The sequence below is a fragment of the Arthrobacter sp. T2-23 genome (genome assembly GCF_055398325.1).
Genome location: NZ_AP027917.1, coordinates 2,813,485 through 2,838,770, shown reverse-complemented (window position 1 = coordinate 2,838,770; position 25,286 = coordinate 2,813,485). Strand labels below are relative to the sequence as shown.

The 25,286-nt window shown below is 64.4% G+C and carries 20 protein-coding genes; 3 read left to right on the top strand and 17 right to left on the bottom strand.

Annotation, left to right across the window (positions count from 1 at the left end; translation table 11 throughout):
* Positions 1-10: 10 nt before the first annotated feature.
* From rplW to rpsJ, 4 genes are read right to left on the bottom strand one after another with little or no spacing between them, the layout of a single operon-like run.
* A complete protein-coding gene (rplW, locus tag ACZ5Z0_RS13225; protein WP_018773664.1) occupies positions 11-316 on the bottom strand; it encodes a 50S ribosomal protein L23 in 306 nt (101 codons plus the stop codon).
* Positions 313-933 (bottom strand): 50S ribosomal protein L4, encoded by a 621-nt coding sequence (gene rplD / locus ACZ5Z0_RS13220; protein ID WP_464108829.1) that lies wholly within the window; start codon positions 931-933, stop codon positions 313-315. The genes rplW and rplD overlap by 4 nt, the downstream gene beginning before the upstream one ends.
* 4 nt (positions 934-937) lie before the next feature.
* The gene (gene rplC, locus ACZ5Z0_RS13215) at positions 938-1,588 is read right to left on the bottom strand and encodes a 50S ribosomal protein L3 (protein WP_003803812.1); all 651 of its coding nucleotides are present in this window, start codon (positions 1,586-1,588) and stop codon (positions 938-940) included.
* 17 nt (positions 1,589-1,605) lie between these two features.
* Positions 1,606-1,914: a 30S ribosomal protein S10 gene (gene rpsJ / locus ACZ5Z0_RS13210; protein ID WP_003803825.1), complete on the bottom strand. Its 309-nt coding sequence runs from the start codon at positions 1,912-1,914 to the stop codon at positions 1,606-1,608.
* A 412-nt stretch (positions 1,915-2,326) separates the two neighbouring features.
* On the opposite strand from rpsJ, the gene ACZ5Z0_RS13205 reads away from it, so the two are divergent.
* Positions 2,327-3,754, top strand: coding sequence for a GH1 family beta-glucosidase (locus ACZ5Z0_RS13205; protein WP_464108828.1), 1,428 nt, complete (start codon positions 2,327-2,329; stop codon positions 3,752-3,754).
* Between the two features lie 20 nt (positions 3,755-3,774).
* On the opposite strand, the gene ACZ5Z0_RS13200 is transcribed toward ACZ5Z0_RS13205, so the two are convergent.
* From ACZ5Z0_RS13200 to rpoB, 7 genes are all read right to left on the bottom strand, one after another.
* Positions 3,775-3,900, bottom strand: coding sequence for a hypothetical protein (locus tag ACZ5Z0_RS13200; protein WP_261375126.1), 126 nt, complete (start codon positions 3,898-3,900; stop codon positions 3,775-3,777).
* Positions 3,901-4,054: 154 nt separating this feature from the next.
* Positions 4,055-5,245 (bottom strand): elongation factor Tu, encoded by a 1,191-nt coding sequence (gene tuf / locus ACZ5Z0_RS13195; RefSeq protein ID WP_138768567.1) that lies wholly within the window; start codon positions 5,243-5,245, stop codon positions 4,055-4,057.
* Positions 5,246-5,514: 269 nt separating this feature from the next.
* Positions 5,515-7,629: an elongation factor G gene (gene fusA, locus ACZ5Z0_RS13190; RefSeq protein WP_138768566.1), complete on the bottom strand. Its 2,115-nt coding sequence runs from the start codon at positions 7,627-7,629 to the stop codon at positions 5,515-5,517.
* 69 nt (positions 7,630-7,698) lie between these two features.
* Positions 7,699-8,169 (bottom strand): 30S ribosomal protein S7, encoded by a 471-nt coding sequence (gene rpsG / locus ACZ5Z0_RS13185; protein ID WP_026531948.1) that lies wholly within the window; start codon positions 8,167-8,169, stop codon positions 7,699-7,701.
* Position 8,170: 1 nt separating this feature from the next.
* Positions 8,171-8,545, bottom strand: a complete 375-nt coding sequence (gene rpsL, locus ACZ5Z0_RS13180; RefSeq protein WP_011692814.1) for a 30S ribosomal protein S12 — start codon at positions 8,543-8,545, stop codon at positions 8,171-8,173.
* Between the two features lie 415 nt (positions 8,546-8,960).
* Positions 8,961-12,860 (bottom strand): DNA-directed RNA polymerase subunit beta', encoded by a 3,900-nt coding sequence (locus ACZ5Z0_RS13175; RefSeq protein ID WP_138768565.1) that lies wholly within the window; start codon positions 12,858-12,860, stop codon positions 8,961-8,963.
* Between the two features lie 104 nt (positions 12,861-12,964).
* Positions 12,965-16,480 (bottom strand): DNA-directed RNA polymerase subunit beta, encoded by a 3,516-nt coding sequence (gene rpoB, locus ACZ5Z0_RS13170; RefSeq protein ID WP_138768564.1) that lies wholly within the window; start codon positions 16,478-16,480, stop codon positions 12,965-12,967.
* A gap of 367 nt (positions 16,481-16,847) precedes the next feature.
* On the opposite strand from rpoB, the gene ACZ5Z0_RS13165 reads away from it, so the two are divergent.
* A complete protein-coding gene (locus ACZ5Z0_RS13165) occupies positions 16,848-18,047 on the top strand; it encodes an acetyl-CoA C-acetyltransferase (RefSeq protein WP_464108827.1) in 1,200 nt (399 codons plus the stop codon).
* Positions 18,047-18,580 carry an aminoacyl-tRNA deacylase gene (locus ACZ5Z0_RS13160; RefSeq protein WP_464108826.1) on the top strand — a complete coding sequence of 178 codons (534 nt, stop codon included), beginning with the start codon at positions 18,047-18,049 and terminating at the stop codon, positions 18,578-18,580. The genes ACZ5Z0_RS13165 and ACZ5Z0_RS13160 overlap by 1 nt, the downstream gene beginning before the upstream one ends.
* A gap of 109 nt (positions 18,581-18,689) precedes the next feature.
* Here ACZ5Z0_RS13160 and ACZ5Z0_RS13155 read toward each other — a convergent pair whose 3' ends face one another.
* The 6 genes from ACZ5Z0_RS13155 to rplA all read right to left on the bottom strand — a co-directional run bounded on the left by ACZ5Z0_RS13155 (position 18,690) and on the right by rplA (position 25,172).
* The gene (locus tag ACZ5Z0_RS13155) at positions 18,690-20,522 is read right to left on the bottom strand and encodes a bifunctional metallophosphatase/5'-nucleotidase (RefSeq protein ID WP_464108825.1); all 1,833 of its coding nucleotides are present in this window, start codon (positions 20,520-20,522) and stop codon (positions 18,690-18,692) included.
* 204 nt (positions 20,523-20,726) lie between these two features.
* Complete coding sequence (gene rplL, locus ACZ5Z0_RS13150; protein WP_464108824.1) at positions 20,727-21,101, bottom strand: 50S ribosomal protein L7/L12; 375 nt, start codon at positions 21,099-21,101, stop codon at positions 20,727-20,729.
* Positions 21,102-21,179: 78 nt separating this feature from the next.
* Positions 21,180-21,770 (bottom strand): 50S ribosomal protein L10, encoded by a 591-nt coding sequence (gene rplJ / locus ACZ5Z0_RS13145; RefSeq protein WP_138768559.1) that lies wholly within the window; start codon positions 21,768-21,770, stop codon positions 21,180-21,182.
* A gap of 296 nt (positions 21,771-22,066) precedes the next feature.
* Positions 22,067-23,176 carry a GNAT family N-acetyltransferase gene (locus ACZ5Z0_RS13140; protein ID WP_464108823.1) on the bottom strand — a complete coding sequence of 370 codons (1,110 nt, stop codon included), beginning with the start codon at positions 23,174-23,176 and terminating at the stop codon, positions 22,067-22,069.
* Positions 23,177-23,844: 668 nt separating this feature from the next.
* Complete coding sequence (locus ACZ5Z0_RS13135) at positions 23,845-24,369, bottom strand: GNAT family N-acetyltransferase (RefSeq protein ID WP_464108822.1); 525 nt, start codon at positions 24,367-24,369, stop codon at positions 23,845-23,847.
* Between the two features lie 95 nt (positions 24,370-24,464).
* A complete protein-coding gene (gene rplA, locus ACZ5Z0_RS13130) occupies positions 24,465-25,172 on the bottom strand; it encodes a 50S ribosomal protein L1 (RefSeq protein WP_138768556.1) in 708 nt (235 codons plus the stop codon).
* Positions 25,173-25,286: the final 114 nt, after the last annotated feature.

The following is a 25,286-nucleotide window of genomic DNA, read 5'->3' as shown; positions in this document are numbered from 1 at the left end:
GTGGTCTCCGCTACGAGAGCGGACCGCCGAAGATGTCGATAGTGCCTTCTTTGAGGCTCACAATGGCACGCTTGGTGTTCTTGCGGGTACCCCATCCGAATTTGGTCCGCTTGCGCTTACCGGCACGGTTGATGGTGTTGATCGATTCGACCTTGACGGAGAAAATCTTCTCCACGGCCAGCTTGATCTCGGTCTTGTTCGAGCGGGGGTCCACCAGGAAGGTGTACTTGCCCTCGTCGATCAGGCCGTAGCTCTTTTCCGAGACGACGGGTGCAAGCACGACGTCGCGCGGGTCTTTGATGGTGGCTGCGCTCACTTGGCATCCTCCTCGTTCTTTGCAGCCTTGTCAGCAACGAATGCTTCGTAGGCAGCCTTGGTGAAGACTACGTCGTCAGAAACGAGCACGTCGTAGGTGTTCAGCTGGTCTGCGTACAGAACGTGAACATCCTGGAGGTTGCGCACGGAGAGTGCAGCAACATCGTTCGCGCGGTCGATGACAACGAGCAGGTTCTTGCGATCGGAGACGCCACGCAGCGTTGCCAGTGCTTCACGGGAGGACGGCTTGGTGCCGGCGACCAGTTCAGCAACGACGTGGATGCGGCCGTTACGGGCGCGGTCAGAGAGAGCGCCGCGCAGTGCAGCAGCAATCATCTTCTTGGGGGTGCGCTGGCTGTAGTCACGCGGCGTCGGGCCGTGGACGATGCCACCACCGGTCATGTGAGGAGCACGGATGGAACCCTGACGGGCGCGGCCGGTGCCCTTCTGCTTGAACGGCTTGCGACCTGCACCGGAAACCTCGGCGCGGGTCTTGGTCTTGTGGGTACCCTGGCGAGCAGCAGCGAGCTGTGCAACGACGACCTGGTGCAGCAGCGGCACGTTGGTCTGTACGTCGAAGATCTCTGCGGGCAGGTCAACCTTGACAGTGCTAGTCATTGAACTAGGCTCCCTTCACGGCGGTGCGTACGAGTACGACCTGGCCGCGGGCGCCGGGGACGGCACCCTTGATCAGGAGCAGCGACTTCTCGACGTCAACCGCGTGGACCGTGAGGTTCAGCGTGGTGTGACGAACGGCGCCCATGCGGCCGGCCATTTTCATGCCCTTGAAGACGCGGCTCGGGGTGGATGCGCCACCGATGGAACCGGGCTTACGGTGGTTCTTGTGGGCACCGTGGGAAGCTCCAACGCCGTGGAAGCCGTGGCGCTTCATAACACCGGCGAAGCCCTTACCCTTGGTGGTGCCAACGACGTCGATCTTCTGGCCGGCTTCGAAGAGCTCAACGGAGAGCTCCTGGCCCAGCTCGTAAGAGTCAGCATCTGCAGTGCGCAGTTCTACGACGTGGCGGCGAGGCGTGACGCCTGCCTTTTCAAAGTGACCAGCCAGCGGCTTGGTGACCTTGCGGGGATCGATCTGGCCGTAGCCGATCTGAACGGCGACGTAGCCATCAGTCTCTGCGTTGCGCAGCTGCGTGATGACGTTCGAGTCAGCCTGGACCACAGTGACGGGGATGAGCTTGTTATTCTCGTCCCAGACCTGGGTCATGCCGAGCTTCGTGCCCAGCAGGCCCTTTACGTTACGGGTTGCGGTCATAGTCTCTCAGCACCTCCCTACAGCTTGATTTCGATGTTCACGTCGGCCGGCAGGTCGAGACGCATGAGCGAATCAACAGCCTTGGGCGTGGGATCGATGATGTCGATAAGACGCTTGTGCGTGCGCATTTCAAAGTGCTCGCGGCTGTCCTTGTACTTGTGCGGAGAGCGGATTACGCAGTAAACGTTCTTCTCCGTCGGCAGCGGCACGGGGCCGACTACAGTTGCGCCTGCGCGCGTGACCGTCTCAACGATCTTCCGTGCTGAAACGTCAATGACCTCGTGGTCGTATGACTTCAGCCGGATGCGGATTTTTTGTCCCGCCATGTCGCCTGACTCTCTTTCAGTAAATGCTGCTCTGTTTACTTACCTGTTGTGCGGCTGCCGAAGCATTTGAAGTCGTAACTACCACCCGCCGCACAAGCTGAATCCGGATGGATCCGGGTTCCTCAACCTGCCGGCGCAACCGACCCCCGCGGTCGGGCGTGTCGCGGTTTGCACGCGTACTCGTCCGCAATTCCTTGGGAAGTGGGTTATGTTTGGGCTCTTACTTGGACCCTGGCACCCGGCATTATCCGGATCGGGACGCGAAAGAGCGCTTGAACAACTCATCTAGTATGCCGGAATTAATCGGAAGAAGCGAATCAACGCCCGTCAGCACCCTCCCGGAGGCTGGCCGGGCACCGGGGCAGTCCCCGGGTCATTGCCTTCAGCAACGGTCGATACGAAGATAGGGGGCATGACCGTGCAGGATTCCCCAGCAATCCAGGACCTCGCCGCCCGGCTGCGGCCCGGCTTTATGCTCGGGGTGGCCTCGGCCGCCTTCCAAATCGAGGGCGCCCTCTCGGCCGGCGGCCGCGGGCCCTCAGGCTGGGACGCCTTTTCCGAAAAGCCCGGCAGCATCCAGGACGGCCACTCCCCCGCCGTCGCCTGCGACCACTACAACCGCTCGGACGAAGACGTCCGGCTGATGCGCGACCTCGGCATCGATTCCTACCGCTTCTCCATTTCCTGGCCGCGGATCCAGCCCGACGGCACGGGCCCCTTTAATGCCGAAGGCCTCGATTTCTACGACCGGCTGATCGACCGGCTCCTGGAGGCGGGGATCTCCCCGATGGCCACGTTGTACCACTGGGACACACCGCTTCCGCTCGAACACCGGGGCGGCTGGATGAACCGTACGACGGCGGAGCGTTTCGCCGAGTACAGCGCCGCCGCCGGCGCCCGCTTCGGCGACCGGGTGACGCAGTGGGTGACGCTGAACGAGCCCGCCTCGGTCACCCTGAACGGCTACGCCCTCGGCGTGCACGCCCCCGGGCATGACCTGCTGTTCGATGCCCTTCCCTCGGTGCACCACCAACTCCTCGCCCACGGCCTGGCGGTGCAGGCGCTACGAGCCGCCGGGGTCAGCGGCGCCGTCGGCGTCACCAACCTGCACTCCCCCGTCCGCCCGGCAACGGGAGCACCCACGGACCGGCTGCTGGCCAAGGTCTTCGATCTGGCGCTGAACCGCATTTACGCCGACCCGATCCTGCTCGGGAGCTACCCGAAGCCGCCGCTGCTGGCCCTCCCGTGGTTCCGGTCCCTCGGCAAAATCCCGGACGCGGACCTACGCGACATCCACCAGCCGCTGGACTTCTACGGGCTGAACTACTACTACCCGGTGAAGGTGGCCACCGGCCGCGGGCCCGCGGACAGCCCCGTGGGTCCGGCGGAGGCGATGGTGCGCCTGCCGTTCCATATGGCGGCCTTCCCGGAGTACGAGACCACCGGCTTTGGCTGGCCGGTTGCGCCCGATCACCTGGGGCCGTTGCTGCGGGAGATGAAGGACCGCTACGGCGCAGCGCTGCCCCCGCTCTACATCACGGAGAGCGGTGCCAGCTTCCCCGAACCGGACCACGTGGACGGGCCGATTGCGGACACGGGCCGGATCAACTACCTCGCCGACCATCTGGGTCATGCCCTGGCGGCAACCGCCCCCGGCGGCATCGCCGACGACGTCGAACTCCTCGGCTATTACGTCTGGACCCTGATGGACAACTTCGAATGGGCGGCCGGCTACTCCCAGCGCTTCGGCCTGGTCCACGTCGATTTCGAGACCCAGGAGCGGACCCCCAAGGAGTCGTTCTACTGGTACCAGGCGCTTAGCCAGGCCAGGCGGCCCTAAGCAGGTACCGGCCCCCGGCTCTACCGGTTCTTGTTGGCCCGGTCGATGCGCTTGGCGCGCTCGATTTCGTGCCGGAAGTACTTCTTGGCCCACAGGCCTCCCGCGGCGACGGCAACGACCACCGCGAGGAAAATGATCCACTCCATGTCCGACTCCCTTCTGTCCCCACAACTCCTCTCCGGCAACCGTAGCAGGGAGTTAAACAGAACAGCCCCGCTGCAGTGCAGCGGGGCTGTTCCTACCTTCCGGCGGCTGTCAGACGGCGTAGCCGGTCGGTATCAAGCTCGGATCAGCAAGTAGTTACTTGATGATCTTGGTGACGCGTCCCGAACCAACGGTGCGGCCGCCTTCGCGGATTGCGAAGCCGAGGCCCTCTTCCATAGCGATCGGCTGGATGAGCGCAACGGTCATCTCAGTGTTGTCGCCAGGCATAACCATTTCCGTGCCTTCCGGCAGGGTGATAACGCCGGTTACGTCCGTGGTGCGGAAGTAGAACTGCGGGCGGTAGTTGGAGTAGAACGGGTTGTGACGTCCGCCTTCGTCCTTGGAGAGGATGTAGACGTTGGCCTCGAAGTCGGTGTGCGGGGTGATGGAACCCGGCTTGACGACAACCTGGCCACGCTCGACATCGTCGCGCTTCAGACCGCGGAGCAGCAGGCCACAGTTCTCGCCGGCCCATGCTTCGTCGAGCTGCTTGTGGAACATCTCGATACCGGTAACCGTGGTCTTCTGGACCGGGCGGATGCCGACGATCTCGACCTCGGAGTTGATGGCGAGGGTTCCACGCTCGGCGCGGCCCGTAACAACGGTGCCACGGCCGGTGATCGTGAAGACGTCTTCGATCGGCATCAGGAAGGGCTTGTCACGGTCACGTACGGGGTCCGGAACGGACTCGTCGACGGCTTCCATGAGGTCCTCGATCGACTTGACCCACTCCGGGTCGCCTTCCAGGGCCTTCAGGCCCGAAACGCGGATGACCGGGGCGTTGTCGCCATCGAAGCCCTGCGAGCTGAGCAGTTCGCGAACTTCCATTTCGACGAGGTCGAGGAGTTCCTCGTCCTCAACCATGTCAGCCTTGTTCAGCGCGACCAGCAGGTAGGGAACGCCAACCTGGCGGGCGAGCAGAACGTGCTCACGGGTCTGAGCCATCGGGCCGTCAGTAGCGGCAACCACAAGGATTGCGCCGTCCATCTGAGCAGCACCGGTGATCATGTTCTTGATGTAGTCAGCGTGACCGGGAGCGTCTACGTGTGCGTAGTGGCGCTTTTCGGTCTGGTACTCAACGTGGGAGATGTTGATGGTAATGCCGCGCTGACGCTCTTCGGGAGCAGAGTCAATCGACGCGAAGTCACGCTTCTCGTTGAGAGTCGGGTACTTGTCGTACAGCACCTTGGAAATGGCGGCCGTCAGCGTCGTCTTACCGTGGTCAACGTGACCAATGGTACCGATGTTAACGTGCGGCTTAGTCCGCTCGAACTTTGCCTTTGCCACAGGTTCCTCCTAGAACGTTTTCAAATGACTTACCCTTCGTCCGCGCTTGTCGCGGCCGAAACTCCAGCAAGTCTACTTGGGGGGCTTTGGATTGGTGAAATTGCAGATTCAGGAACTAATACTAGTGCCTAGTGCCTGTTCGTGCTGGCGGCCGTGCCCCGGCCTGACCGGACTGCATCCGACCGGGAACCGGCCGCCAGCACCAGGTGAATCCCCTGTTGAGGAAACGCACCCGAGTTTTTGTCGCTGCTGCGTGTAGTCCCGGAGGACTACTCGCCGCGGCTCTTCTGGATGATCTCGTCGGCAACTGCCTTCGGGACCTCCGCGTAGCTGTTGAACGTCATGGAGTACACAGCGCGGCCCTGGGTCTTCGAACGCAGGTCACCGATGTAGCCGAACATGCCGGACAGCGGAACGTGCGCGCGGATGACCTTGACGCCCTGGGCATCTTCCATCGACTGCATCTGGCCACGGCGGGAGTTGAGGTCACCGATAACTTCACCCATGTATTCCTCAGGGGTGCGGACCTCGACATCCATCAGCGGTTCAAGCAGGACAGGGTTCGCCTTGCGTGCGGCTTCCTTGAAAGCCATACGGCCGGCGATCTTGAACGCCATTTCCGAGGAGTCAACATCGTGGTACGCGCCGTCAATCAGCGTTGCCTTGATGCCGACAACCGGGTAGCCAGCCAGGACGCCGTCGTTCAGCGCATCCTGGATACCGGCGTCAACAGACGGGATGTATTCGCGCGGAACGCGGCCACCGGTGACCTTGTTCTCGAACTGGTACATCTCGCCCTCGGACGTGTCCAGCGGCTCGATGGCGATCTGGATCTTTGCGAACTGGCCCGAACCACCGGTCTGCTTCTTGTGCGTGTAGTCGTGACGCTCTACAGCACGCTTGATGGTTTCGCGGTAGGCAACCTGGGGCTTGCCCACGTTTGCCTCGACCTTGAATTCGCGGCGCATGCGGTCCACCAGGATGTCCAGGTGGAGCTCGCCCATGCCGGCGATGATGGTCTGGCCGGTGTCTTCGTTGAGGGAGACCTGGAAGGTCGGGTCCTCAGCGGAGAGCTTCTGGATGGCCGTGGAGAGCTTCTCCTGGTCACCCTTGGTGTTCGGCTCGATCGCAACCGAGATCACGGGCTCCGGGAAGCTCATGGACTCAAGGACGATCTGGTTGGACGAATCGCACAGGGTGTCGCCCGTGGTGGTGTCCTTCAGGCCGATGGCTGCGTAGATGTGGCCCGCGGTAGCGCCGTCGACCGGCATTTCCTTGTTGGCGTGCATCTGGAACAGCTTGCCGATGCGCTCCTTCTTGCCCTTGGTGGAGTTGACCACCTGTGCGCCTGCTTCCACGTGACCGGAGTACACGCGGATGAAGGTGAGCTGGCCGAAGAAGGGGTGCGCGGCGATCTTGAACGCCAGTGCGGAGAACGGCTCGTCAGCGGAAGGCTTACGGGTCAGTTCCTTCTCTTCGTCGCGAGGATCGTGACCGATCATCGGGGGGACGTCGAGCGGGTTCGGCAGGTAGTCCACGACGGCGTCGAGCATCGGCTGGACGCCGCGGTTCTTGAACGCGGAGCCACAGAAGACCGGGTAGAGCTCGGAGTTGATCGTCATCTTGCGGATGCCGGCCTTGAGCTCGTCGATCGAAATCTCTTCGCCCTCGAGGTACTTCTCCATGAGCTCTTCGGAGGACTCTGCAACGGTCTCAACGAGCGTTGCGCGGTACTCTTCGGCCTTTTCCTTGAGGTCAGCCGGGATCTCCTGGATCTCGTACTTGGCACCCATGGTGACGTCACCCTTGGAGTCGCCGGGCCAGACCAGTGCACGCATGTAGAGCAGGTCGACGACGCCGATGAAGTCGTTCTCGGCGCCGATCGGCAGCTGCATGACGAGCGGCTTGGCACCGAGGCGGCTGACGATGGTGTCGACGGTGAAGTAGAAGTCAGCGCCGAGCTTGTCCATCTTGTTGACGAAGCAGATGCGCGGCACGTTGTACTTGTCGGCCTGGCGCCACACAGTCTCGGACTGCGGCTCCACGCCTTCCTTGCCGTCGAACACGGCGACTGCACCGTCGAGGACGCGCAGGGAGCGCTCGACCTCAACCGTGAAGTCCACGTGGCCGGGGGTGTCGATGATGTTGATCTGGTTGTTTTCCCAGAAGCAGGTCACGGCGGCAGACGTGATGGTGATGCCGCGTTCCTTTTCCTGTTCCATCCAGTCGGTGGTCGACGCGCCGTCGTGCGTTTCGCCGATCTTGTGGTTCACACCCGTGTAGAACAGGATGCGCTCGGTAGTGGTGGTCTTGCCGGCATCAATGTGGGCCATGATGCCGATATTGCGGACCTTGCTAAGGTCGGTAAGCACGTCCTGTGCCACGGTGTCTCCCTTTCGGATGGACTGCACGTTCGCCGCCGACTCGGTTGAGCCGGCGGCGTCCGGGAAGTATTACCAGCGGTAGTGTGCGAAGGCCTTGTTGGACTCGGCCATCTTGTGGGTGTCTTCGCGACGCTTCACAGCGGCTCCGAGACCGTTCGAGGCATCCAGGATTTCGTTCTGGAGGCGCTCGGTCATCGTCTTTTCGCGGCGGGCCTTGGAGTAGCCGACCAGCCAGCGGAGGGCGAGGGCCGTGGAACGGCCCGGCTTGACCTCGACGGGAACCTGGTAGGTGGCGCCACCGACGCGGCGGGAGCGGACCTCGAGGGAAGGCTTGACGTTGTCCATGGCCTTCTTGAGGGCTGCAACCGGGTCGCCGCCGGACTTGGCGCGTGCGCCTTCGAGGGCACCGTAGACGATGCGCTCTGCGGTGGACTTCTTGCCGTCAACCAGCACCTTGTTGATCAGCTGCGTGACCAGCGGGGAGCCGTAAACGGGATCTAGTACTAGCGGCCGCTTGGGGGCCGGACCCTTGCGAGGCATATTACTTCTTCTCCATCTTTGCGCCGTAGCGGCTGCGTGCCTGCTTACGGTTCTTCACACCCTGGGTATCGAGGGCGCCACGGACGATCTTGTAACGGACACCCGGGAGGTCCTTAACGCGGCCGCCACGGACGAGCACAATGGAGTGCTCCTGCAGGTTGTGGCCAACACCGGGGATGTAGGCGGTAACTTCAACGCCGCCGTTGAGGCGCACACGTGCAACCTTACGCAGAGCCGAGTTCGGCTTCTTCGGGGTCGTGGTGTACACGCGGGTGCAAACACCGCGGCGCATCGGGCTGCCGTTAAGCGCGGGAGCCTTGGTCTTCTTGACCTTAGGCGTGCGGCCCTTGCGGACCAGCTGGTTAATCGTAGGCACTCTCGTGTTCTCCGTTTTATCCGGAGCGGCCGTTGGCAGCCGCTCTCTTGTCGCTGCGCCTCGCCGCTCGAGCTTTGAAGTTCTCTCCAGAGCAGCTGAGGCGAAGCCTTAATAGTCGGACCGCACACCGGGGCTCCGGACTTCCATCCTGAACGGCCCCTAGGCATGCGAAAATGTGGCATACGTTGCACAAGAACCCTGCAAACCGGAAACGTCGTCCTGGTCCAGCCCCTCGGCTGCAACCGGCGCACTCATCCACTGCCACAATAACAATTAGTCTCCAGTCTAACACGGACGGCCCCGAGCCCTTAATCGGCGGGAAACTGCGGCCCATCGCCCCGGTGGGACGCCCCCTGTTAAACGGGGATGGTCCCGCACCTTGCGGTGCGGGACCATCCTTGGGAAAGGCTTTCCGTTAGCGGAAGTCGCTGCCCAGATCGTAGTCATCCAGCGGGATGGCGTGGAACTCAGGAGCTCCATCACCGCCCAGGGAATCGTAGGAGAAGTCGCTGAACGCGCTCGGGCCGGTGAACAGGTTGGCCTTCGCTTCTTCAGTCGGTTCCACTGTGACCTCGGTGTAGCGCGGGAGACCCGTGCCGGCCGGGATGAGCTTACCGATGATGACGTTCTCCTTGAGGCCCAGCAGCGGGTCGCTCTTGCCTTCCATGGCCGCCTGCGTCAGGACGCGGGTGGTCTCCTGGAAGGAAGCCGCGGACAGCCAGGACTCGGTCGCCAGGGATGCCTTGGTGATACCCATGAGCTCGGGACGGCCGGAGGCCGGCGTCTTGCCCTCGGATACAACGCGGCGGTTGGCGTCCTCGAAGCGGCTGCGCTCGGCGAGCTCGCCGGGCAGCAGATCCGATTCACCGGACTCGATGACCGTGACGCGGCGCAGCATCTGGCGGACGATAACCTCGACGTGCTTGTCGTGGATACCGATGCCCTGGCTGCGGTACACGCCCTGGACTTCGTCCACCAGGAACTTCTGCGCGGCACGGGGGCCCATGATGCGCAGCACCTGCTTGGGGTCAACCGGACCGTTGATGAGCTTCTGTCCGACGCTGACGTGCTCGCCGTCTTCGATGAGAAGACGTGAACGGCGCAGCACCGGGTAGGCGATCTCTTCGGATCCGTCATCCGGGGTGATGACCAGGCGCATCTGGCGCTCGGACTCTTCGATGGCGATGCGGCCGGCTGCTTCCGCAATCGGCGCGACACCCTTCGGAGTACGGGCTTCGAAAAGCTCCTGGATACGGGGCAGACCCTGGGTGATGTCGTCGCCACCACCGGCGGAGACAGCACCACCGGTGTGGAAGGTACGCATGGTCAGCTGGGTACCGGGCTCACCGATGGACTGTGCGGCGATGATGCCGACGGCCTCGCCGATGTCCACGGTCTTGCCGGTGGCCAGCGAACGGCCGTAGCACAGGGCGCAGGTGCCGACGCTGGACTCACAGGTGAGTACGGAGCGGACCTTGACCTCGGTGATGCCGGCCGCGAACAGCTCGGCAATGACGACGTCGCCGCAGTCAGTACCTGCCGCTGCCAGGACCTTGCCCTTGGCGTCGACGACGTCCACGGCCAGGGTGCGGGCGTAGGCGCTGTTCTCGACGTTCTCGTCCAGGACCAGCTCGCCGTTGGCGTCAGCCACAGCGATCGGGGTGACGAGGCCGCGTTCGGTGCCGCAGTCCTCTTCACGGACGATGACGTCCTGCGAGACGTCCACCAGACGACGGGTCAGGTAACCCGAGTTGGCGGTACGCAGGGCGGTATCTGCCAGACCCTTACGGGCACCGTGCGTGGCGATGAAGTATTCCAGCACCGACAGGCCCTCGCGGTAGGAGGACTTGATCGGGCGCGGGATGATCTCGCCCTTCGGGTTGGCCACCAGACCACGGATACCCGCGATCTGGCGGACCTGCATCCAGTTACCACGGGCACCGGAGGACACCATGCGGTTGATGGTGTTCATCGGCGACAGGCTGTCACGCATCGCCTGGGCGATCTCGTTGGTTGCCTTGTTCCAGATCTCGATCAGTTCCTGGCGACGCTCGTCGTCGTCGATCAGGCCCTTGTCGTACTGGCCCTGGATCTTCGCGGCCATGGTCTCGTAACCGGCGAGGATCTGCGGCTTGTCCGTGGGCACCTCGATGTCCGAGATGGCGACCGTGACGCCCGAGCGGGTTGCCCAGTAGAAACCGGCATCCTTCAGGTTATCCAACGTTGCCGCCGTGACGACCTTCGGGTAGCGCTCGGCGAGGTCGTTGACGATCCGGGACAGCTCGCCCTTGTCGGCAACAGCCTCGACCCACGGGTAGTCCGCAGGCAGCGTCTGGTTGAAGATGACCTGGCCCAGGGAGGTCTCGACCAGTGCGGTCTGACCCGGCTCCCAGCCCTCGGGAGCTTCCCAGCCGGCGTAGGGGACAAAGTCCTCGAGCCGGATCTTGACCTTGGAGTTCAGGTGCAGCTCGTGCAGGTCGAACGCCATGATGGCTTCCGAAACGGAGGAGAAGATCCGGCCTTCGCCAGCTGAACCGACACGCTTGGTGGTCAGGTGGTAGAGGCCGATGATCATATCCTGCGAAGGCAGCGTCACCGGGCGGCCGTCGGACGGCTTCAGGATGTTGTTCGAGGACAGCATCAGGATCCGGGCCTCGGCCTGGGCTTCGGGGCTCAGCGGCAGGTGGACTGCCATCTGGTCGCCGTCGAAGTCAGCGTTGAAGGCGCCACAAACCAGCGGGTGAAGCTGGATTGCCTTGCCTTCGACCAGTTGCGGTTCGAACGCCTGGATGCCGAGACGGTGCAGGGTAGGTGCACGGTTCAGCAGCACGGGGTGCTCGGTGATGATCTCTTCGAGAACGTCCCAGACCTGCGGGCGGTAACGCTCGACCATGCGCTTGGCCGACTTAATGTTCTGTGCGTGGTTGAGGTCAACCAGGCGCTTCATCACGAACGGCTTGAAGAGCTCCAGGGCCATCTGCTTCGGCAGACCGCACTGGTGCAGCTTCAGCTGCGGGCCGACGACGATGACCGAACGGCCGGAGTAGTCAACGCGCTTACCCAGAAGGTTCTGGCGGAAACGACCCTGCTTGCCCTTGAGCATGTCGCTCAGGGACTTCAGCGGGCGGTTGCCCGGTCCGGTGACCGGACGGCCGCGGCGGCCGTTGTCGAACAGGCTGTCAACGGCTTCCTGGAGCATGCGCTTCTCGTTGTTGACGATGATCTCCGGGGCGCCGAGGTCAAGCAGGCGCTTGAGGCGGTTGTTGCGGTTGATCACGCGGCGGTACAGGTCGTTGAGGTCGGAGGTCGCGAAGCGGCCACCGTCCAGCTGGACCATCGGGCGCAGTTCCGGCGGGATCACCGGGACGGCGTCCAGCACCATGCCGAGCGGGCTGTTGTTGGTCGTCAGGAACGCGTTGACCACCTTGAGCCGCTTCAGGGCGCGGGTCTTGCGCTGGCCCTTGCCGTTGGCGATGATGTCGCGCAGCAGGTCCGACTCGGCCTGCATGTCAAAGCCCTCAAGACGCTTCTTGATGGCCTCGGCACCCATGGAGCCTTCGAAGTACATGCCGTAGCGGTCACGCAACTCGCGGTACAGGCCCTCATCGCCCTCGAGGTCGGCGACCTTGAGGTTCTTGAAGCGGTCCCAGACCTGCTCGAGGCGCTCGATCTCAGCGTCCGCGCGCTTGCGGACGTTGGCCATCTGGCGGTCGGCGGAGTCGCGGGCCTTCTTCTTGTCGGCAGCCTTGGCACCTTCGCCCTCGAGGCGCGCGATCTCGTTTTCGAGGTCGCGGGCGATCGTGGCGATGTCGGAGTCGCGGTTGTCGATCAGCTGCTTCTTCTCGATGTCGTGCTCAACCTGCAGGTTGGGCAGTTCCTCGTGGCGGGCATCGGCGTCGACGCTGGTGATCATGTAGGCGGCGAAGTAGATGACCTTTTCGAGGTCCTTCGGTGCCAGGTCAAGGAGGTAGCCCAGGCGGGACGGAACACCCTTGAAGTACCAGATGTGCGTGACCGGGGCGGCCAGCTCGATGTGGCCCATGCGCTCACGGCGGACCTTGGCGCGGGTGACCTCAACGCCACACCGCTCGCAGATGATGCCCTTGAAGCGCACGCGCTTGTACTTGCCGCAGTAGCATTCCCAGTCGCGGGACGGGCCGAAGATCTTCTCGCAGAAGAGGCCGTCCTTCTCGGGCTTGAGCGTGCGGTAGTTGATGGTTTCCGGCTTCTTAACCTCGCCGTAAGACCAGCCACGGATGTCTTCCGCGGTGGCGAGGCCGATCTGCATGAGGCCGAAGGAGGATTCGCTGGACATATGGTCCCTGTTCTCTCTTGTTCTCTAAATTCTGAAGTCTTGGGTTACGGGAAGAGGGAGGTGGTGTTCGACGGCGGGTGGTGACCCGCCGTCGAACCCGCCTGCTAGACCTCTTCTACGGAACTGGGCTCTGCACGAGACAGATCGATGCCCAGTTCTTCCGCAGCCGTGAAGACTGCGTCATCAGAGTCACGCATTTCAATTGTGGTTCCGTCCGTGGAAAGTACTTCCACGTTCAGGCACAGCGACTGCATCTCCTTGATCAAGACCTTGAAGGACTCAGGAACGCCCGGCTCCGGGATGTTCTCGCCCTTGACGATGGCTTCGTAGACCTTCACACGACCGTGGATATCATCCGACTTGATCGTGAGGAGCTCCTGGAGCGTGTAGGCGGCGCCATAGGCTTCGAGCGCCCACACTTCCATTTCACCGAAGCGCTGGCCACCGAACTGTGCCTTACCACCCAGCGGCTGCTGCGTGATCATGGAGTACGGGCCGGTGGAGCGCGCGTGGATCTTGTCGTCCACCAGGTGGTGGAGCTTCAGGATGTACATGTAGCCGACCGAGATCGGATCCGGGAACGGCTCGCCGGAGCGGCCGTCAAACAGGCGGGTCTTGCCCGAAGAGTTGATCAGGCGGTCGCCGTCGCGAGTGACGTTGGTGGAGTCGAGCAGGCCCGTGATTTCTTCTTCACGCGCACCGTCGAAGACCGGCGTAGCGACAGTGGTCTGGCCACTTTCGCGCGGCAGGTTCGGCAGCTGCTTGACCCACTCCGGCTCGCCCTCGATCTTCCAGCCGGTCTTGGCAACCCAGCCGAGGTGCGTTTCAAGCACCTGGCCGACGTTCATACGGCCCGGAACACCCAGCGGGTTCAGGACGATATCAACGGGGGTGCCGTCGGCAAGGAAGGGCATGTCCTCGATCGGAAGGATCTTGGAGATAACACCCTTGTTGCCGTGACGGCCGGCGAGCTTGTCGCCGTCGGTGATCTTGCGCTTGGCGGCCACGTAGACGCGGACCAGCTGGTTGACGCCCGGGGGCAGCTCGTCGTCGTTGTCGCGGTCGAAGACGCGGACACCGATCACGGTGCCGGACTCGCCGTGCGGGACCTTCAGGGAGGTGTCGCGCACTTCGCGGGACTTCTCACCGAAGATGGCGCGCAGCAGGCGCTCTTCCGGGGTCAGTTCGGTCTCGCCCTTGGGAGTGACCTTGCCGACCAGGATGTCGCCGGCTTCAACCTCGGCACCGATGTGGATGATGCCGCGCTCGTCCAGGCCTGCCAGGACTTCCTCGGACACGTTCGGGATGTCACGGGTGATTTCCTCGGCACCAAGCTTGGTGTCGCGGGCATCGATCTCGTGCTCCTCGATGTGGATCGAGGAGAGGACGTCCTCGGCCACGATCCGCTGGGACAGGATGATGGCATCCTCGAAGTTGTGGCCTTCCCATGACATGAATGCCACGAGCAGGTTCTTACCGAGGGCGAGCTCGCCCTGGTCCGTTGCCGGGCCGTCGGCGATGATGCCGCCGACTTCCAGGCGCTGGCCTTCGTTCACCAGGACGCGGTGGTTGTAGCAGTTGCCCTGGTTGGAGCGTGCGAACTTGTTGATCCGGTAGTTGGTTTCCGTGCCGTCGTCGTTGAGCATGATGACGAGCTCGGCGGAAACCTCGGTGACCACACCGGCCTTCTTCGCGATGACAACGTCACCGGCGTCGACGGCGGCGGCGCGCTCCATGCCGGTGCCGACGAACGGCGCCTCGGAGCGGACCAGCGGCACGGCCTGGCGCTGCATGTTGGCACCCATGAGTGCACGGTTGGCATCGTCATGCTCGAGGAACGGGATCAGGGCGGTAGCCACGGACACCATCTGGCGCGGGGAAACGTCCATGAACTCGACGTCGGCGGCGGGAACCAGCACGGGCTCGCCTCCACCACCACGGGCGCGGACCAGCACGGTCTCTTCGGCGAAACGCTTGTTCTCGTCGAGCGGGGCGTTGGCCTGTGCGATCAGGACCTCGGCCTCGTCGTCGGCGGTGAGGTACTGGACCTCATCGGAAACGACACCCTCGGAGACAAGGCGGTACGGGGTTTCGATGAAACCGAACGGGTTGATGCGTCCGTAGGAAGCCAGCGAACCGATCAGGCCGATGTTCGGGCCTTCAGGAGTTTCGATCGGGCACATGCGTCCGTAGTGGGACGGGTGCACGTCACGGACTTCCATGCCGGCGCGGTCACGGGACAGACCGCCCGGGCCCAGCGCGGACAGGCGGCGCTTGTGGGTCAGGCCCGAGAGCGGGTTGTTCTGGTCCATGAACTGGGACAGCTGGGACGTTCCGAAGAACTCCTTGATGGCTGCCACGACGGGGCGGATGTTGATCAGGGTCTGCGGCGTGATGGCCTCGACGTCCTGGGTCGTCATACGCTCGCGGACAACGCGCTCCATACGGGACAGACCGGTGCGGACCTGGTTCTCGATGAGCTCGCCGACGGCGCGGATACGGCGGTTGCCGAAGTGGTCGATGTCGTCGATCTCGACGCGCAGCTCGTGGTCCTGGCCGTCGCGCTTGCCCATGAGGGTCTTCTCACCGGCGTGCAGGGCTACCAGGAACTTGATCATGGCAACGATGTCTTCAACGTGCAGCACGGATGCTTCCTTGTCGCCAAGGGAGCGGTCGATGCCGAGCTTGCGGTTGATCTTGTAGCGGCCGACCTTGGCCAGATCGTAGCGCTTGGAGTTGAAGTACAGGTTGTCCAGCAGGGACTGGGCAGCCTCGACGGTGGGCGGCTCGCCCGGTCGCAGCTTCCGGTAGATGTCCAGCAAGGCGTCTTCGCGGGTTTCGGTGGCGTCCTTCTCCAGCGTCGCGCGCATGGAGTCGTACTGGCCGAACTCCTCGAGGATCTGGCCTTCGGTCCAGCCGAGGGCCTTCAGCAGCACGGTGACGGACTGCTTGCGCTTGCGGTCGAGGCGAACGCCGACCTGGTCGCGCTTGTCGATTTCGAGTTCGAACCAGGCGCCACGGGACGGGATGATCTTCGCAGTGAAGATGTCCTTGTCGCTGGTCTTGTCCGCGGTGCGCTCGAAGTAGGCGCCCGGGGAACGGACCAGCTGGGACACGACGACACGCTCGGTGCCGTTAACGACGAAGGTGCCCTTCTCGGTCATCAGCGGGAAGTCACCCATGAACACGGTCTGCTGCTTGATTTCGCCCGTGTTGTTGTTCATGAATTCGGCCTTGACGTACAGCGGAGCGGAGTACGTAGCGTCCCGGTCCTTGCACTCGGCCATGGTGTACTTCGGATCAGCGAACTCCGGCTCGGAGAAGCTCAGGGACATGGTGCCCTGGAAGTCTTCGATCGGGGAGATCTCTTCGAAGATGTCAGACAGGCCCGACGTGGTGGCGACACTGAGGTCGCCTTCTTCGACGGCCTTCGCAACGCGTGCCTGCCAGCGTTCGTTTCCGACCAGCCAGTCGAAGCTGTCGGTTTGCAGGGCAAGCAGATTCGGAACGTCAAGCGGTTCGTGAATCTTTGCGAAGGAGAGCCGGCGGGTTGCACCGTCGGTGCTGTCGGCATTGATAGCGGTAGCGTTGTTTACATTAGAGGTGCTCGAGGCGACCAAGAGGGATCCTTCCACAGACCTTCAGGCGTTTTCAGATCTCCCCCGTTATGCACCCTGCGAAGTGACTTCGCAGTGCTACCAGTCCGGTTCCGCTATATGACCCGGGACCTGGCTGACCATGCTGGTGCACGTTGTAGACGGCACATTGATGGAGCAGCTGTCAGGCTAAGCCCACCGCTATATGAAGGCTGAAGGTAAACAGGGAAGACGCAAATATCTACGATACGGCAAAGCAACCTACTTGTCTACCCCACTTGCGGCGTGATTGCAAGCACGGCCCCCGCTCCCCGCCGGTCCGGCCGAATGGCTCCGTGATGGGGCTCACGATAACCTTGGAGTACATCATTAGAGATCGGAAGAGATAACCATGAACAACTCCGCGGACAACAATGATGTTGTCATCCTCGCCGCCGCCCGCACCCCGCAGGGCCGGCTCAATGGGCAGCTGGCGGGCTTCACCGCCGTCGAACTCGGCGCCCACGCGATCCGTGCGGCGCTGGCCGCCAGCGGAGTGAAGCCGGACCAGGTCGACTCGGTCATCATGGGCCAGGTCCTGCAGGCGGGGGCAGGCCAGAACCCGGCCCGCCAGAGCGCCATCGGCGCCGGCATCGGCTGGAACGTCCCCACGGTCACCATCAACAAGGTCTGCCTCTCCGGGCTCACCGCGGTAATCGACGCGGCCCGGATGATCCGCAGCGGCGACGCCACCGTCGTCGTCGCCGGCGGCCAGGAGTCCATGAGCCGGGCCCCGCACCTGCTCCCCGGCTCCCGGCAGGGCTGGACCTACGGCTCGGTCCAGGCGCTTGACGCCGCCGCCCACGACGGCCTCACCGATGCCTTCGACGGACAGTCGATGGGCCTGTCAACCGAGAGCAAGAACGTCACGCTCGGCATCGACCGGACCTCCCAGGACGAAGTGGCGGCGGCCTCGCACCAGCGCGCCGCCCGCGCCGCCAAGGACGGGGTCTTCGACGGCGAAATCGCGCCGATCAGCGTCAAGCAGCGCAAGGGCGACCCGATCCAGGTCGGCACCGACGAAGGTGTCCGGCCGGATACCTCGGTTGCCTCCCTGGCCGGCCTGCGCGCGGCCTTCGCCACGGACGGCACCATCACCGCCGGCAACTCCTCCCCGCTCTCGGACGGCGCCGCCGCCCTGGTCCTCACCTCGCGGAAGTTCGCCGAGGAGCACGGCCTGGAATACCTGGCCGTGGTCGGCAAGCCCGGGCAGGTGGCCGGGCCGGACAACTCGCTGCACTCCCAGCCGTCCAACGCGATCAAGAGCGCGCTGGAGAAAGCCGGCTGGACCGCCGCGGACCTGGATTTCATCGAGATCAACGAGGCCTTCGGCTCGGTGGCCGTGCAGTCCCTCAAGGACCTTGACTACCCGCTGGAGCAGTGCAACATCCACGGCGGCGCCATCGCGCTGGGGCACCCGATCGGCGCCTCCGGGGCGCGGCTGGCCCTGCATGCGGCCCACGAGCTCAAACGCCGCGGCGCCGGCAAGGCCGCCGTGTCGCTCTGCGGCGGAGGCGGCCAGGGCGAGGCCCTGCTGCTGTACCGCGACTGATGACCGATCCGGCAGCGCGACCGGCCGGGCTGACGTCCGGCCGGGAGCAGGGCGGCACTGACGGCAGGAAGCGCTTCCTGGCCGACGCCGCCGCTCGCGGGCTTGAGGTGGAGCTGGTGGAACGCCTCGCCGCTCACAGCCTCGAGGAGGCCGCCGCGATCCTCGGCATCAGACCCGCCGACATCGTCAAGTCCCTCGTGGTCAAGCACAAGGACGGCAGCTTCCTGTTCGCCCTGGTTCCCGGCGACCGGCAGATCAGCTGGCCCAAGCTCCGCCAGCTGGTCGGCGTCAACAAGCTCTCGCTGCCCAGCGCCGACGTCGCGCTGGCGGCAACCGGCTACGAGCGCGGCACCATCACCCCGCTCGGGAGCACCTCCGCCTGGCCGGTCTACGCCGACAGCACCATCACCGGCCGTCGGATCTCGATGGGGGCCGGGGAACACGGGTACAGCGCCTTCGTCGACGCCGACGCGCTCACCGCAGCCCTCGGCGCCGTCGTCGCGGACATCACCGATCCGGTGCAGGGCGCCTAAGTCACCCGGGTTAAAACCAACGCGGGGTCACTTCCAGCCCATCCGAGGCCAAGGGATGGGCGGGAAGTGACCCCGCGTTGCTGTTTTCGGCGGAAGGGCCGGCCAGGTGTCAGGCGGTGACTGTCAGGGGCTCACCGTTGACCGTGAGCCGCCAGTTGCTCTGGCTGAACACGGCGGCGTCGAGGGTGCCGTGCGCCACAACATAGTCGATGATGCGCTGGCGGATTTCCTGCTGGCTGTTCGAGAGTACCGGCGCCGTCTTCACGGCCGGGAAATTACCGCCGCCGCTCTGGCGGTAGTTGTTGATCGCCATTGCGAACTCCCGGCCCGCCGGCACGGGCGAGCCGCCGTAGCTCAGGTTCATGATCCGGTCCCCCACCGGCCGGGCCAGGTCGATCTCGTAGTTTAGCGGCGCATCCAGGCCGTAGACGACGTCGTAGTTGTAGTCCGGGGTGCCGTTCGGCGCCATTGCGGTGGCGGCGTTCGTGACATCCTGGGCCAGGGCCGTCGTCGTGGCCACCGGCTTGAAATACTGCGCCGACCACTCGAGGTAGGCCTTGACCTGGGCCCCTGTGACCTTGATGGACAGCAGGGTGTTGTCGAAGATGTACAACCCGGCCACGTCGCGGATGGTCAGCGGACCGGCCTTGACGTCCACGGAGCGGGAGAAGGCCGCGGCGATGGAAAGCACCGGCAGCCCGGCGGCGGGGCCGTTGGCCAGCTCCGCCTTGATAGTGCTGGCCTGGACATAGTTGATCGCGTCGATCGCGGCCGAGTCGCCCCAGCAGGCCGTCGCCGTGGTCAGCGGCGCGGTGGAGGTGCCGATCACCTGGTTCACGTACTTCACCGTCGCCTCGTGGCCGGCCTGCACGGCGCTGACGACGGCGGGGTCCGGATCGGCGGTGTTGGCGTTCAGGAGGTGGGAGTGCGCCGAGGTGACGGTCCACCGGCCCTTGTCCTTGGTCAGCTCCAGGTCGATGACCGCGACGCGCATGCCCCACTTCAGCGGTTCGGTCAGGAGCACCGGCCGCTTCGTTTCCTTGTTGGTGACAAACCGCTCCGGGATCTCCAAGTGCGCGTGCCCGACCAGGATCGCGTCGATCCCCGGGACTTCCTCGGCGAGCTGGGTGGAGGCGTTTTCGGCGAACGGCAGCGCGTCGCCGTAGGAGGAGCCCGGCGTCGCGCCCGAGTGGCTGGAGACGATGATGACGTCGGCCCCGGCAGCCTTCATCTGCGGGATGACCGTCTTGGCCTCCTCCACGATGCCGTTGAAGTCGAGCTTGCCCTGGACATTGTCGCGGTCCCAGAGGGCGCAGCCGGGGGTCACGAAACCGACGAGACCGACGGTCAGCCAGCCGTTCTCGGTCTTGACCCGCTTCATGACGTACGGGGTGAAGGCGCGCTGGCCGGTGACGGCGTCGTGCACGTTGGCGCCGAGCAGCGGGAAGTCCAGCTGCTTCTCCCAGGTCCGCAGCATCGGGATGCCGTAGTTGAATTCGTGGTTGCCGAGCGCAACGGCGTCGTAGCCGACGGCGTTCATGGCCAGCGCCATGGGGTGCTTGACGGTGTGGGAGATGGGGTTGACCTTGGCGAAGTAGTAGGCCAGCGGCGTGCCCTGGATGGTGTCGCCGGAGTCAATGGTGAGTGTGTTGGCGGCGCCGCGCTCGGCCCGGACGGCCTTGATCAGGCTTGACGCCTGCGCGATGCCGATCCTGTTTCCGGCCTTGTCCGAGTAGGGGACGTCCTTGAAGTAGTCCCAGTTGAAGACGTTGTTGTGCAGGTCGGTGGTGCCGAGCACGGTCAGGTTGAACTGCTTTTTCGCGTTGCCGGGCGCAGCCTGGGCTGCGGGGGCGCCGGAGAGCACCGCGGCGGCGGTGCTGCCGCCGACGAAGGCCGCGGCCAGCATGGCGCGGCGGGAGAACGACGGGTCCGGATCTGTCATTGTGTGAGCTCCTCAGGGGTTGGCGGCCGATCGGCACAAAGCCAAAGTCTAGGGGTCCCGTCCCGTCCTGAAAAGGAGAGCCAGCAATCATTTACTCAACGTTCACGTGCCTGCGTCGGCGCCGGAATGCAGGAAACCCCGCCCACCGAAGTGGACGGGGTTTCCCGGAGCTGGAAGGCTGCGAGCCTCCCGGAGCTGCGCGTGTTACTTGAGGGTAACGGTGGCGCCGGCAGCCTCGAGCTGCTCCTTTGCCTTCTCGGCAGCTTCCTTGGTGGCGCCTTCGAGGACGGCCTTCGGTGCGCTGTCAACCAGGTCCTTGGCTTCCTTGAGGCCGAGGGAGGTGATGGCGCGAACTTCCTTGATCACTGCGATCTTCTTTTCGCCAGCACCTTCGAGGATGACGTCGAAGTCAGTCTTCTCTTCAACCTCTTCAGCAGCGCCACCGGCGGGGCCGGCAACTGCAACAGCGGCAGCGGTAACTTCGAAGGTCTCTTCGAAGAGCTTGACGAACTCGGAGAGCTCGATGATGGTCAGTTCCTTGAAAGCTTCAATGAGCTCTTCGTTGCTGAGCTTCGCCATGGTGTGGCGTCCTTCCTATAGGTGGTGCTTGGCGGCGGGGGCCGTTGCCTTCGCACCGGAGTCTGGTTTGAAAGAGAGTTAGTTCTCTTCGGTGGCTGCGGCTTCGGCCGGAGCTTCGGTCTCTGCTGCTTCTGCGGCCGGGGCTTCTTCAGCGGCGGGCGCTTCGGCAGCTGCCGGTGCACCGTTCTCTTCTTCAAGCTTGAGGCGCAGGGCGTCGATGATGCGTGCAGCAGCGGCAGCAGGAGCCTTGAGGATGCCTGCAACCTTGGCGAGCTGCAGCTCGCGGGACTCGAGTGCTGCCAGGGCAGCAACTTCGCTGGCGTTCAGTGCCTTGCCCTCGAAGTAACCGGTCTTGATGACCAGCTGCTTGTTGGCCTTGGCAAAATCCGTCAGGCTCTTGGCAGCTGCAACTGCGTCACCCTTGATGAACGCGATTGCAGTGGGGCCGGCAAGCTGGCCGTCGAATGCTTCGACGCCGGCTTCCTTGGCTGCAATGGCGGTCAGGGTGTTCTTGACGACCGCGAACTTGGTGTCCTGGCCGAGAGAAACACGCAGCTGCTTGAGCTGTGCAACGGTGAGCCCACGGTATTCGGTCAGGACAGCGGCGTTCGATTCCTTGAAATCGTTAGTGATCTCAGCTACTGCTGAAACCTTGGTAGGCGTTGCCATAACCCTCCTTCCGGGGATAGTGCCGGTATGTCCGGGTCCCCGCTCGGATGAGCTAACAACTAAAAACGCCCCGCGCAGATGCACGGGGCTTGTCTCGACGCGGTCAATGACCGCGGAGCTTTGCTTCGTTCACCTGCGCCGGCCGCCCTATGTTCAGGGTCCTTCGTCTGGAGATTCACTGCGCCTCCCCGGCGCGGCTGCAGAAGTGAGCCTTGCTTGGGAGAGTGGATTTCCAACAACCGACGGTCTTTGGTCTTCCCAGCTTACGGGACGAGGCCCGCGCGTTCCAAATCGGCTCAGCTGACGCTGGGTCCGAAGTCGGGCAGTTCCTTCTGCCAGATGCCCGTCACGCCGGCCGTCGTGAAGCCGAGCTGTTTGTTCACGGTGAGGAGGTAGCGGTTTTCCGGGGCGTTCCAGGTGTAGAGGACCCGCGCGTCCGGGAACTGCTCGGTGAGCCGTTCCATGTTGGCCACCTTGATCAGCAGCCCGAGCTTGTTGCCGCGGTGCTCCCGGAGGACGACGGTGTCGTCCTGGAAGACGACGTCGGGGCGCAGCGCCAGGACACTGATGGTCGTCAGCCCCACCAGTGCCCCGCTGGCGATGTGTTCGACGGCGGTGACCACGGTCCGGCGGCCCTGCGCGATGGCGACGTCTTCCGCCTCGCGGAGGATCCCGCCGTCGAACACCAGGTCCGCGTCTTCAGTCCCGGGGATCCCGTCTTCCCGGGCCTGGTTCTCCAGTGCCGCCACGGCCTCAAGCCACTGCTCGGGGCAGCGGTCCGTCCAGTGGTGCAGCCGGTACCGCCCGGCGTTGGCCTCCTCCGCCTCCGCCTGCAGGTCGGCGACGAGCTTGCTGTCCAGGGGCAGGGCGCAGGAGCTGAACTGTTCGATGTGCTGCAAGGTGTAGCCGGTGTGCTGGGCGAACTCCACCTCCCGGCTGTTCAGCGGAACGAACCCGAGGCCGGAGCCGGGGATCAGCTGCCCCGCTTTGCTGTCCGCCAGCGTGGCACCGGGATGGTTCGTGTCGATCAGGATGGTGTGGCGGCCCTCGTCCCGGGCGAAGCGCTCCGCCGCCTCCAGCAGCCGCCGGCCGACGCCCCGGCCCTGGAACTCGGGCAGGATGTCCAGGGTGAATTCGGCGAGGTCCAGGTTGTCGGAGAGCGGCAGCGCGATGTCCACGGTCCCCACGATCTCGCCGTCGACCCTGGCCACCAGGATCACCTGCCGTTCATAGGGGTCGGCCATTTCGAGCAGCTTCTCCAGCGGGGCGTAGGCGAGGTCGTCGCTCCCCCAGGTCTGCATCCGGACCTTCCGGCCCACTTCGACGGCGGCAAGGAAGTCCGCCGCATCCGGTCCGTCCAGCGAATCCGGGATCCAGAGTTGCTCGACCTGTACCTCGTTTGCCATAGCGGGCATGTTCCCAGCCATTCTGCCGCCTTTCAAGCGTCAGCATATGCCCGTTCGGGCCCGCATTCCATGGCCCGGCGGGCTCAGTTTTCCGCCCTCCGGGCTCCCCTGGCGGAACTCAGTCCGGCGCGACCGTGCTGCCCGCCTCGGCGGACTTCTGCCACTCCCCGTCCCAGCCTGCCGGCCGGAATCCGAGGGCGACGTTGATCGCCAGCATGTGGCCGTTTTCGGCGGCGTTGAAGGTGGTGACCCGCCGGACGTCCGGGTAGTCCGAGAGGCGCCGGAGATTGGCGATCTTGACGAGCATCCCCAGGCGGTGGCCGCGGTGGGCGGCGGCGACGAGGGTGTCGTCCTGCTCCGCCAGCCAGGGCTTGCCGGGCGCCAGTTCGAGCACGGAATAGGCCGCCAGCTCGCCGCTGTCCCGGTGCCGTGCGGCCGTCACGAGCGAGGTGTTGCCGGCCCGCTTCCAAGTGTCCTCGACGTGGCGGACGCGGGCGGCGTCCCAGGTTTCCTCCTCGTAGCTGAGGCCCCCCGTCGGCGCGTCGGTGCTCATCCGCGACATCAGGACGGCAAGTTGCGCCACGTGCTCCTCCGGGCAGTGGTCCGTCCAGCTCAACAGTTCGTACGCTGTTGCCCGGGTCCGCGCTTCGTTTTCCAGGCGGTCAAGTTCAGGGGCGGCGGCGGTGACGTCCAGGCTGCTGTACCGTTCCACCTGTTCGAGCCGGTAGCCCGCCTTGGTGGCGAAGCGGACAGCGCGCGCAGCCGCCGGCACCGCACCGGTGCCGGTCAGCGGCGCGAGCATGTCGGCTCTTCAGGACGGTGCGGCCGTCGGCGGCGGCCAGCGCTTCGGCGTGCTCGAGCAGCGCGCGGCCCATCCCCCGTCCGGCGTATGCCTTCAGCACGGCAACGTGCAGGAGCGCACTGCCCAGGTTTTCCTGTTGCTCGAATCGGACCCAGGACCTCGCCGCCATCTGTCCGTCGACGCGCACGAAGAAGATCCGCATCCGGGTATAGGCGTTGTCCCGCCAATAGCGCAGCCGCGCCTGCGGCATCGTCGCGCGGTCCAGGCTGCCCCAGGTTTCCAGCGTCAGGGCGTCACAGAGTCGGCCGACTTCGAGGAACTCTGCGGCGTCCGGCGCGTCGAGCGATTCGGGGAGGGCCAGGGCTTCTATGCGGTACGTGGCGGCGTTCACCGGGTCAGCCTAACGGGCGCCCGGAATGCAGAAAAGACCGCCCCGCGGATGCGGGACGGTCTTTTCGCTGCTTATGCCGGCAGGCCTGTTGAGGATTAGACCTCGGTCAGGACCTTGGTGACGTTGGGGTCAACCGAGATGCCCGGGCCGAACGTGGTGGCGACGGTGGCCTTCTGGATGTAGCGGCCCTTGGAAGCGGACGGCTTGAGGCGAAGAACCTCTTCCAGTGCGGCCGCGTAGTTCTCGGCCAGCTTGATGGCGTCGAAGGATACCTTGCCGATGATGAAGTGCAGGTTCGAGTGCTTGTCGACGCGGAAGTCGATCTTGCCGCCCTTGATGTCGTTGACGGCCTTGGTGACGTCAGCGGTCACGGTGCCGGTCTTCGGGTTCGGCATCAGGTTGCGCGGGCCGAGGACCTTACCGAGGCGGCCAACCTTGCCCATGAGGTCAGGGGTGGCGACGGCTGCGTCGAAGTCGGTCCAGCCGCCGGCGATCTTTTCGATCAGGTCGTCGGAACCAACGAAGTCGGCGCCGGCGGCGATGGCGGCCTCAGCCTTGTCGCCGGTGGCGAAGACGAGGACGCGGGCGACCTTGCCGGTGCCGTGCGGAAGGTTGACGGTGCCGCGGACCATCTGGTCGGCCTTGCGGGGGTCGACGCCGAGGCGGAACGCGACCTCAACGGTGGCGTCGAACTTGGACGGGTTGGTGTCCTTGGCGAGGGTCACTGCCTCGAACGGCGCGTAGAACTTCTCCGCGTCGATCTTGGCGGCGGCTGCCTCATATGCTTTGCTGCGCTTTGCCATGCTGCTTATTCTCCTTGTGCAGTTGTGGTCTGCGGACCGCGCTGGGCCCTGCCACAGTCGGATTACTGAACGGTTGATCCGTTCCGGATGTCCGACATCTCAATGTTTAGGTGG